Source organism: Photorhabdus viridis (assembly GCF_040256935.1).
GTDB lineage: Bacteria > Pseudomonadota > Gammaproteobacteria > Enterobacterales > Enterobacteriaceae > Photorhabdus > Photorhabdus viridis.
The window spans coordinates 20,451-31,125 of the sequence record NZ_JBEJZY010000052.1 but is presented as its reverse complement, the minus strand read 5'-3'; the positions used below and the strand labels follow the sequence as shown (position 1 = coordinate 31,125).

Here is a 10,675-nt window from a genome sequence, read left to right as displayed (position 1 = left end):
GACGGCGGGACTCGTCGTTTCTGCCCATGGAGGCCAGCGTAAATCCGTCACACAGACGGTTGCGGCCTGAGAAGTGGGAAGCCTCGCCGTTTACGGCGGGGAGCAGTCACATTAAAGGCATAAAAAGAGGCATGGTTTAAATCAAATCGCAGACCAAACTGATTAAAGCAGTGTAAATCAAGTTTAATTTGGCGTATTAAGGGATTGCAGTTTTGCATAATAAATCGCAAAATAATAACATAGTAAGTAACCCAGTTTACATTCTGTTAAATCATTAACTTAATAGCTTTTTTATGATTAATTATTTAATTGATTTATGACAAAGTTTATTGCCAGTTGAAAATGTTATTAAAGTCCGCCCCTTTGGAAAAATAAATTTTCTGATTAAGTTATTCATATTCTTATTTGTCTTTTTTTCCGGCGAGATGAAGATGAGCATTAATAAAGTTTTTGTTTTCACTAATAGTTTTATGATGGGTAGGTTTTAAACTGTTATTAAAAGTTATTTTTTTAACTTTTGATTTTAATCGGTATAAGGTTTTAACCATTACTTTTACCCTTTTTGGCTCCCAAGGGTATGATTCCACTTTATTTATAATTTATCCAGATAGGGTTGCGCTTCTAAAATGAGGAACTAACCAGCCCTGATGGTATACAGAAATATTGTTAGTGCAACACTTGCGTACTTATATTTGTACCAGTACAGTTATGGGTACAACATTGTGAGGTAATGACTATGAATACGATGAGTTATTCAGCATTCCGGGCTAACTTGGCCAGAACCTTGGATAAAGTGAATGATGACCACAAGCCCGTTATGATCACTCGCCAGAACGGTAAACCAGCGGTCGTTATTAGCCTGGAAGATTTCCAGTCTTACGAAGAGACGGCCTACTTGATGGCTAGCCCCAGAAATGCTGCTCGCTTGAACCAGGCTATCGCGGAAGTGGAGGCTGGTAAAATTGTTGAGAAAGGATTATTGGAAGAATGATTTTATCTTGGGCGGAAATGGCATGGGAGGATTATCTGCATTGGCAACAAACTGATAAAAGAATCCTAAAGCGCGTAAATACGCTAATTAAAGATGTTAAACGACAGCCTTTTGGTGGGCTTGGTGATCCAGAACCACTGAAACATAATTGGTCGGGATATTGGTCCAGGCGGATTGATCGAGAACATCGCCTAGTTTACAAGGTGACAGACGAAACAATCATTATTGTTCAATGCCGTTATCACTACTAAAAATCAGCAGCCTGAAAGATGGTTCATATTATAAACCATCCTCGAAAATTATAATTTCATTAAGTTATTAAATAGGGAAAGATAGCGTTTTCAGAGGGGTAACCCGGTGTTACGGTGTTAAGCCCTCGGCCGCCCCTGCTTTTTGACGACATGTATTCAAATCATTCAGTAATTGGTTTACATGATCATCACTGAACATCGTTTCCAGTGGGGTATTCAATTTACGTCGCCAGTTAGGATATTCCATTACTGTACCTGGAATATTGACGGGTTTATCCATATCCAGCCAATCTTCGGGTTGCAGTCCCAGCAGTGCGCAGGTGCTGTGGGCAATATAGTGATGTAACCCCTGGTTTATCTCGGGTGACATTGCTACTTCTTTTGCCGTGTGGCCGATATGTTCCGGAATACAGCCGTAGCGATGTAATCCCTCTAATAACTCTTGTTTGCTTGCCTGACGTTCGGTATATAACTTTTGAAGAAGATCTTTATCAGGATATAGCCTGAGTGATTCCCCAAGTGTCAAATCGGCACTTTGCCAGAATCCGCGCAAAGTAGGCAAATCATGGGTAGTTATCGTTGCCATTGCTTGTACTGGGTAATCATTTGGGGCACGGACCTCCCCCTGTTCATTGCGCTCAAAGTAGAGCACTTTATAAGAATAGACGCCGTTATTGCGCAGTTTATCTACGATCTCTTCCGGCACGATACCCAAGTCTTCACCAATGACCAGGCAGCGATGGCGTTGACTTTCCAGTGCTAGAATTGCCAGCAGATCATCAACTGGGTAGTGTACATATGCCCCTTTGTCGGCGGTTTCGCCATAGGGGATCCACCAGAGCCTGAGCATCGACATAACGTGATCAATGCGTAGGGCGCCGCAATAGGTCATATTTGTGCGCAGCAGCTCAATGAATGGTTGGTAAGCTTGGGTTTGCAAAACATGAGGATTCATTGGTGGCAGTCCCCAGTTTTGACCCAGCGGCCCCAGAGCATCCGGTGGCGCTCCCACTGATGCTTTAGTGCAGTAGACCGCTCGGTTGCACCAGGTTTCCGATCCTCCTTCGGCTACGCCAACGGCTAAATCTCGGTAAAGCCCAATGGGCATTTCACTGGCTTGACTTTGTGCAAAGCAGTCTGCAAGTTGAGTATGGGCCAGCCACTGTAGCCAGAGGAAGAATTCCACTTCCTGGGGATGAGACTGGCAAAATATTTGTACGGCTTCGCCGTGTGGATTGCTATATTCTTCCGGCCATACAGGCCAGCCCCAACAGCTGTTATTTTTAGCGTATAGCAGACAGTGCAGAGCGTCATAGACGGCTTGATAGTAGAGGCATTCACTGCCTTGAATGACAAATTGGCGAAAAGATACCTGTTGGGAGTCAGCTTCTGAACGGGTATTGAACTGTTGATATGCCAGACGCAGTGCTACCATTTTCAACGCCATAACTGTGGTGTAATCCACCCATTTTGTGCTGCGGGCATGTTGTAACATGCGCTGAGTTGTCTGTGCTTGCCACCAACTCTGTGCTTCTTCACTGTGTTTGAAATCCTCAATCTGATTAACATCAATGTAAATCACATTAAGCCAGTTGCGTGACGAGGGGCTATAGGGACTGGCACTTTCTGGCATAGCTGGATGCAGCGCATGCAATGGATTCAATCCAATAAAGGCACCCCCGCGCGTCGCTATCTCTTTCAGCATGTATTTCAGATCGCCAAAATCTCCGATTCCCCAATTGTTTTCTGAACGCAGTGTATAGAGCTGCACACAGGCGCCCCAAAGTTTTTCCCCCTTTAACAGCGCATTTGGTTCATAGCAGCGTTTGGGCGCGACTATAATTTGCATAGACCAGCATTGGCTGCCTTGCGTCAGAGTAAGATGATGGTATCCCAGAGCAAGGGTATCAGGAAAAGTCAGCTGATGGCTGCCATGCCCCTGAAACTCCTCTCCTTGTTCTGTCCGTATCTGCCATTGGTAATTTCTTTCGTCTTCCAGGGTGATAGTGAAGCGCTGCCCTTGAGTAAAAACTTTTACCGCCGGTACGGGGGAAACCGGCTTGCTGGCCGGTTTGTTTACATTTATGGCATCTAACAGGCGGTGTCTGGTTTCTGCTGGAATCGCCTGTGGTTTTCCATAAGCATTGATATAGCTGGCAACAATGCCAGCCTCGGTCGCTAAATGATCGAGGCTCTTACCTTCCATGATTTTTCCTTATCTCTTTGCTTGCCAGATACGTTGTTGATAATCCCGGATTGTCCGGTCAGAGCTGAACATGCCCATTCGTGCGGTATTCAGAATGGTGCTGCGTGTCCAGCCTTGAGTGTCACGGTACAAGGCATCGATCCGCTTATGGGCATTGCAGTAGGAGGCAAAATCAGCCAGTACCAGGTAAGGGTCGCCCCCTTCAATCAAGCTGTGCAGCAGCATGTCAAATGCCCGCTTATCACTGTAGCTGAATTCGCCGCTAGCCAGTGCCTTGAGTATGTTGTCCAGATGTTTATCTTCCTTGAGTAACGTCAATGGATCATAACCGGCAGCTTTCAAAGCTTTCACTTCTTCGACGGTGTGCCCGAAGATGAAAATGTTGTCGTCTCCGACTTGCTCGGCAATTTCGACATTCGCTCCGTCTAATGTTCCGATAGTCAGAGCGCCATTCAGCGCAAGTTTCATGTTTCCTGTACCGGAAGCTTCTTTGCCGGCAGTAGAGATTTGTTCTGAAACATCGGCAGCCGGGATCATGAGCTCTGCGACAGAAACTTTGTAATCGGGGATAAAAGCGATCTTGATGCGATCACGAACGATAGGATCATTATTAATTTTTTCAGCGGCCTGATTGATCGCAGAGATAATGTTTTTTGCCAGATAGTAGCCTGGCGCTGCTTTCGCACCAAACAGGAATACGCGTGGAACAATATCCAGCGCTGGATTTTCCTGAATTTGTTTATAAAGCGATAGGATGTGCAGCAGGTTCAGGTGCTGACGTTTATATTCGTGCAAGCGTTTAATTTGCACATCGAAAATGGCGCTTGGATCCAGTTTAAGTCCCATTACTTTATTCACATAATTGGACAGGAGGATTTTGTTGCCCTGTTTGACCGCCCGATACTCTTCGCAGAAAGCAGCGTCATCTGCATAAGGCTCAAGCACGTTAAGTGCATCAAGATCGTTAATCCATTCACGGTTAAGCGTCCGGTCGATCAATCCTGATAGTGCTGGGTTACACTGTTTGATCCAGCGACGTGGTGTAACACCGTTCGTCACGTTATGGAATTTGTTCGGCCACAGTTGGTTATATTCTGGGAAAAGATCCTTAACGATCAGTTCTGAGTGTAGTGCTGCTACCCCGTTCACGGCAAAGCCGGCGACGACGCAAAGATTCGCCATCCGCACCTGATGGTTATAATGTACCGCCAATTTTTCCCATACGGTTTGATCGCCAGGCCAGGTTTTCTCCACCAGCTTTTTGAAACGGCGGTTAATTTCTTGAATGATGTTGTAATGGCGTGGCAACAGGTGGCTTACCAGATGTTCATCCCAGCATTCCAGCCCTTCCGGCATCAGCGTGTGGTTAGTATAGGCGAAAGTATGGCTGGTTATCTCCCATGCCGCTTCCCAGCTCATTTGGTGTTTATCCAGCAGAATGCGCATCATTTCAGGAATGGCAATAGTTGGATGGGTATCGTTAAGCTGGATAACCTCATACTTCGGCAGATCTTCTATTTTGCGTCCTGCCAGATGATGGCGACGCAGGATATCCGCCACAGAACAGGCACACTGGAAATATTGTTGCATCAGACGCAGGCGTTTACCTTCCTGATGATTATCATTCGGATAGAGAACTTTCGTCAGCTTATCTGCTTCAATACCTTGCTGTTCTGCCGCCAGGAACTGACCATCGTTGAATTTGTCGAGATCAAATGGATCAGCATGTGTTGCTTGCCACAGGCGCAGTGGTTGGGTAACACCGTTGTGATAACCAATAACCGGTAGATCCCAGGCTTCCCCAATCAATGTAAATTCAGGCGCCCAGGTTTCGCGCCCATCATCTGCCATTAAGACTTCACCACCAAAATTAACTTCAACATCCAACTGAGCATTGTGGTGGAACCAGGGATAGGATTCTCGTCCCCAATTGTCCGGCTTTTCAATTTGTTGTCCCTGATTAAAAGACTGGCGGAACAGGCCGTATTGATAATTCAGGCCATAGCCGGTTGCTGATTGACCAACGGTTGCCATAGAGTCGAGAAAACAGGCTGCAAGCCGTCCGAGGCCGCCATTGCCTAAAGCGGGGTCCGTTTCTTGCTCCAGCAGATCGCTAAGAATGACATTTTCTTCCGCCAGGTAAGTCTGAACGTCTTCGTACCAGCCAAGGTTAAGCAGATTGTTTGCAGTCAAACGGCCAATCAAAAACTCCATAGAGATATAGTTCACATGGCGTTGTTGTTGGTCGGAAGGAGTAGTGATCACAGGGCTTGAGGGCAATAGTTCTGACAGGGCCGCACTGACGGCTTGCCACCACTGATGCTGAGTCATTTCCTGGGCTGATCCGAGGCCAAAGCGCTGCCATTGACGCGTCAGCGCAGCTTGAAACTGGGCTTTATCTAATCTGGTCTGTTGCATGGAGTCTTCATCCTGTAGCTGAAAAAGGAAAATTTAGACGCTATGCTGAATGCTCTCAAAGTCTAAAACATCATCCTGGAGAGGTATTAGTCAGGGTGGAGTAAAAGGGCGTAGTCGGTAATCCTATTTGGCATCATTTTCGATTTATTAAGTTCATTTTTTCCTGGAGATTGATGGAATGGTTTGCGGGCAGCTTCCATAATTTATCGATGGAAAATGGAATTTGCTGTTCAAGAATGTGATAGGGTGCGCAACTTAATACAATGAGGTTCGCAAACAGGTTTGCAAAGGCTGTGTATTTCACTAAATTTGGTTGGGCTTATTAATGACATTATTACGGGCCGTGATATAAATTATCTAATAACATCACATAGGGTTCCGGCGCAGGTTTTATTTATCGCTTCTTATGGGCACGGAAATCAATGCTTATCCCATCAAAACTGAGTCGTCCTGTTCGTCTGAATAATACGGTTTGGCGTAAACGCCTGTTGATCAGACTGAATGAGTCGTCTAACTATCGTCTTGTTCTGATAACCAGCCCTGCTGGTTACGGTAAAACTACATTGGTATCTCAGTGGGCGGCCGGGCAAGATAATCTGGGATGGTATTCTTTGGATGAAAGCGACAATCAGCCGGAGCGTTTCGCCAGCTATCTTATCGCGGCGTTGCAGCAGGCCACGCAGGGGCATTGCGCCAAAAGTGAAGTGTTGGCCCAAAAACACCAATATGCCAATTTACCCGCGCTCTTTGCTCAACTGTTTATTGAACTCAATGAATGGCGACGACCGATTTTCCTAGTGATTGATGATTATCACCTGATTATGAATAACATTATTCATGAGGCTATGCGGTTTTTCCTGCGTCACCAGCCTGAGAATCTTACTTTAACCATTTTATCACGCAATCTACCTTCTCTTGGGGTTGCCAATCTGCGTGTGCGTGAGCAATTGCTGGAAATTGATAGTCAGCAACTGGCTTTTGATCACCAGGAAACCCAGCAATTTTTTGACAAGCGTTTGACCCCCTCGCTTGACGCCGACGATTGTAAACGCCTGTGCAACGAAGTGGCTGGCTGGGCAACGGCGCTTCAGCTGATTGCGCTTTCAGCGCGGCAGTCGTGTGATGCCGCTGAACTGTCGGCTAAACGCTTATCGGGAATTAACGCCAGCCATCTTTCCGACTATTTGGTGGATGAAGTATTGAATCAGGTGGATAAGTCAACCCGTGAATTTTTGTTGCGCAGTTCTATTTTGCGCTCTATGAATGATGGTTTGATCGTTTGTCTTACCGGCGAAGAGAATGGTCAACAGCGTCTTGAAGAAACCGAGCGCCAGGGGTTGTTTATCCAGCGTATGGATGATTCTGGCGAATGGTTCCGCTTTCATCCACTTTTTGCCTCATTTTTACGTCAGCGCTGTCAGTGGGAAATGGCGTTGCAATTGCCTGAATTGCATCGTGCCGCCGCAGAAGGCTGGTTGGTTCAAGGGTATCCGGGCGAGGCTATTCATCATGCCTTAGCGGCGGGCGATACCACCATGTTACGCGATATTTTGTTGCAGTATGCTTGGTCGTTATTTAATCACAGCGAGCTATCTCTGCTGGAAGAATGTATGAATGCGCTGCCTTATGAACAACTGTTGGAGAGTCCACATCTGGTACTGCTTCAGGCTTGGCTGGCCCAGAGTCAGCATCGCTACTCAGAGGTAAATACACTGTTGAGTCAGGCAGAACAGGCATTGCAACAGAAACAAATTGCTATTGAGCCGGATTTACTGGCTGAGTTTGATGCTTTACGGGCTCAAGTCGCTATGAACAGCGGCAAGCCGGAGATAGCTGATAAGCTGGCGAAGAAGGCTCTGGCGGCGCTGTTGCCGCAGAATGAATACAGTCGTATTGTCGCAACGTCAGTGGAAGGTGAAGTCTTACATTGTAAAGGCGCGCTGGCTGATGCATTGATGCGGATGCAACAAACCGAGCAGCTTGCGCGCCGTTTCCAGGTTCATCACTATGCGTTGTGGGCATTGTTGCAGCAAAGCGAGATTTTACTGGCCCAAGGGTATTTGCAGATCGCCTATGAAACGCAGAACAAGGCGTTTGAATTGATCCGTGCGCAGCATCTGGAGCAGCTTCCGATGCATGAATTCCTTTTGCGTATCCGTTCACAGCTTTTGTGGTGCTGGTCCCGTCTTGATGAAGCAGAAGAGGCTGCGCGTCGTGGCTTGGAGGTGTTGTCGAACTTCCAGCCTCAGCAGCAGTTGCAGTGCCTGACGCAGTTGGCTAAATGTTCGTTGACCAGGGGAGATATTGATAATGCCCGCCGTTATTTGGCCCGTTGTGAAAACTTATTGAATAATGGGCAATATCACAGAGACTGGCGAACCAATACTGACAAACTGAGAGTCATCATTTGGCAGAATATGGAAGAGAAAAGCGCGGCTGTTCGATGGTTGGCGCAGACCGAGCGACCAGACAGCGTCGATAATCATTTTAATCAGGGCCAGTGGCGTAATATCGCCCGCGCTCAGATTCTTCTCGGCCTGTATGATGAGGCGGAATCTATTTTGGATATGCTGAATCAACATGCGAGAGAATTGCAATTAATAAGCGATCTGAACCGTAATCTATTGTTATGTAATTTGCTTTACTGGCATATAGGACGTAAAAGCGAAGCGCAGAATGCGCTTATTGAAGCATTGGCTCTGGCTAACCGCACAGGATTTATCAGCCATTTTGTGATTGAAGGTGAGTTGATGGCTCAACAGCTGCGTCAGCTTATCCAGCTGAATACTTTGTCTGAACTGGAGCTGCACCGGGCACAGCGCATTTTACGTGATATCAACCGTCAACATCGTCATAAATTCGCCCATTTTGATGAGAGTTTCGTTACACAGTTGCTGACACATTCCGATGTTCCGGAGCTTATTCGCAATAGTCCACTGACGCAGCGTGAGTGGCAGGTGCTGGGATTGATTTATTCAGGCTACAGCAATGATCAGATTGCCGCAGAGCTGGATGTAGCAACTACAACTATTAAGACTCATATCCGGAATTTGTATCAGAAACTAGGGATTGCAAATCGCCAGGAGGCGATTCAGCAGGCACAGCAACTGATGCAGATGATGGGGTTGGGTGTGTGACTTCCAGTGAGCAAAGCCATTGTCCTGATCAGTGATACTGAACGATGGCTTTGCGTGACAGATTTTAAGATTTTAACGAGACAATCCGTCCTTTCAGGTTGCGACTGAGTAAGTGTGCTGACAGGGTTAGCACGGTACCTAGTAGCATCACCAGCATCAATGATTGTTTGGGTGGAAATGGTAACGTCATAGCGCCCAGAGAGATAATAGAGCCAACAGCCATCTGGACGAACCCTATCAATGCGGAAGCGACGCCTGCTTCTTCAGAATAAGGTTCCAGAGCATAACTGGTAGCGGGCCCCATAACAAACGCTAAACCTGCACAAGCGAAGGCAACCGGTAACATATAACTTAGCCAGTGTTGGCTGGCTATGTTTGGTAGCAGATGTATGCCTGAGAACAATGATAGGCAGCCAAGCGCCATCAGAATTGTCCCAAACAGCAAGCAGAAAGGGCGGCCCGTTTGATGAAGGACTTTATTGGCGAGCAGGAAGGCGATCATTGTCCAGAGCCCGTTGCCGCCAAAAATCAATGAAAATACCAGTGGTGAAATATGGCCTTCGGTCATTAACACAGTTGGTGCAAATGAAACATAAGTAATCATTATTGCCATGATGCCAGCGTTAACCAGTGCAAAATGCATAAACCGGGCATTGCTGAGAATCTGATAATACTGTTTCAGCGGCAATCCATGAATGGGTTTAGTGTTTGCGGGGCGCGTTTCTGGCAGCCAAATGGCAATGATAAACAGCACAATAACCGCGTAGCAGACCAAGAACCAGAATGGCGCCCGCCAGCTAAACATTTCAGCCAAAAGACCACCGAGTAATGGGGCGAGAGCAGGAACAATATTCAGTGTACTGTTAAGAAAACCGTAGGCTTTCGCTGCCTCGTCACCATTCAGGCGGTCGCGTACACCGCTGATGCAGACGACACTGGTACAGCAAACAGCACATCCTTGAATGATCCGTGCCGCGACAAAAACTTCGGAATGGGTTGAAAGTGCTGCGATCATCGAACCAATGATGTACAAAATGATCCCTATTAAGGCAACCGGTCGACGGCCAAATTTGTCCACCAATGGTCCGGCGATTAATTGCCCCAGTCCCATGATGAGCAGAAATAAAGAGATAGTCGACTGAATGACCTCATTATTAACTTGAAAATCTTCAGCAATGGCGGGAATTGTAGGTAAAAACAGATCGATACCCAGTGGTCCGAAAAGCACCAAACTAAGTAACAGAAAAATGTAATTTCGCATATTTATTCTTTTGGTATTTCAACAAATTGTGATGGTTTCATTAGTAAATAGGCACAGTGGTATTGAGTTTCCAGCATAATTAAAGATTTTGTGTATGCCGGAGATCCTATTAGCGGGTTATTTCAAACTAGCGATAGGTTTATTTAAATATCGTGCGCAACCGAACTCTTTACTGCTTTTTCAAACCTGAACTTTATACGAGCGGCTTAACTGTGTAAACCGACTAGGTTGTTTTAGCACTTTTTAAGGTATGTCAGATTATTAGCAGCCTCTATTCTAAAGTGTTCTATTTGAAATTATTTCATTAATAAATAGTTACTTTATTTTTTCATTTCTTTGGTAACTCATTCTCAATAAAAAAAGCATATCCTTTCTGACAAATCAGAAATAATCAAGATGGTTACTTATTAT

Annotated in this window: 6 protein-coding genes and 1 pseudogene; 4 read left to right on the top strand and 3 right to left on the bottom strand. The window is 46.0% G+C overall.

Annotation, left to right across the window (positions count from 1 at the left end; genetic code table 11):
- The 3 genes and pseudogenes from ABR397_RS18995 to ABR397_RS18985 form a co-directional block, all read left to right on the top strand.
- A pseudogene (locus ABR397_RS18995) lies at positions 1-70 on the top strand (RNA-guided endonuclease InsQ/TnpB family protein); the annotation flags it as partial.
- Between the two features lie 666 nt (positions 71-736).
- The gene (locus ABR397_RS18990; protein ID WP_350307103.1) at positions 737-991 is read left to right on the top strand and encodes a type II toxin-antitoxin system Phd/YefM family antitoxin; all 255 of its coding nucleotides are present in this window, start codon (positions 737-739) and stop codon (positions 989-991) included.
- Positions 988-1,242: a Txe/YoeB family addiction module toxin gene (locus ABR397_RS18985; RefSeq protein WP_350307102.1), complete on the top strand. Its 255-nt coding sequence runs from the start codon at positions 988-990 to the stop codon at positions 1,240-1,242. The genes ABR397_RS18990 and ABR397_RS18985 overlap by 4 nt, the downstream gene beginning before the upstream one ends.
- Positions 1,243-1,351: 109 nt before the next feature.
- Here the strand turns inward: ABR397_RS18985 and malQ are convergent, their stop codons facing one another.
- Complete coding sequence (gene malQ, locus ABR397_RS18980; RefSeq protein WP_350307101.1) at positions 1,352-3,448, bottom strand: 4-alpha-glucanotransferase; 2,097 nt, start codon at positions 3,446-3,448, stop codon at positions 1,352-1,354.
- Positions 3,449-3,457: 9 nt separating this feature from the next.
- A complete protein-coding gene (malP, locus tag ABR397_RS18975) occupies positions 3,458-5,866 on the bottom strand; it encodes a maltodextrin phosphorylase (protein WP_350307100.1) in 2,409 nt (802 codons plus the stop codon).
- A gap of 422 nt (positions 5,867-6,288) precedes the next feature.
- Between malP and malT the strand changes: the two genes are divergently transcribed.
- Positions 6,289-9,003: an HTH-type transcriptional regulator MalT gene (gene malT / locus ABR397_RS18970; protein ID WP_350307099.1), complete on the top strand. Its 2,715-nt coding sequence runs from the start codon at positions 6,289-6,291 to the stop codon at positions 9,001-9,003.
- Positions 9,004-9,067: 64 nt separating this feature from the next.
- Here the strand turns inward: malT and ABR397_RS18965 are convergent, their stop codons facing one another.
- A complete protein-coding gene (locus tag ABR397_RS18965) occupies positions 9,068-10,264 on the bottom strand; it encodes a multidrug effflux MFS transporter (RefSeq protein ID WP_350307098.1) in 1,197 nt (398 codons plus the stop codon).
- Between the last annotated feature and the right edge of the window lie 411 nt (positions 10,265-10,675).

Coding starts and splice junctions, on each gene's coding strand:
- ABR397_RS18990 (WP_350307103.1), top strand. CDS start 737: ATGAATACGATGAGTTATTCAGCATTCCGGGCTAACTTGGCCAGAACC.
- ABR397_RS18985 (WP_350307102.1), top strand. CDS start 988: ATGATTTTATCTTGGGCGGAAATGGCATGGGAGGATTATCTGCATTGG.
- malQ (WP_350307101.1), bottom strand. CDS start 3,448: ATGGAAGGTAAGAGCCTCGATCATTTAGCGACCGAGGCTGGCATTGTT.
- malP (WP_350307100.1), bottom strand. CDS start 5,866: ATGCAACAGACCAGATTAGATAAAGCCCAGTTTCAAGCTGCGCTGACG.
- malT (WP_350307099.1), top strand. CDS start 6,289: ATGCTTATCCCATCAAAACTGAGTCGTCCTGTTCGTCTGAATAATACG.
- ABR397_RS18965 (WP_350307098.1), bottom strand. CDS start 10,264: ATGCGAAATTACATTTTTCTGTTACTTAGTTTGGTGCTTTTCGGACCA.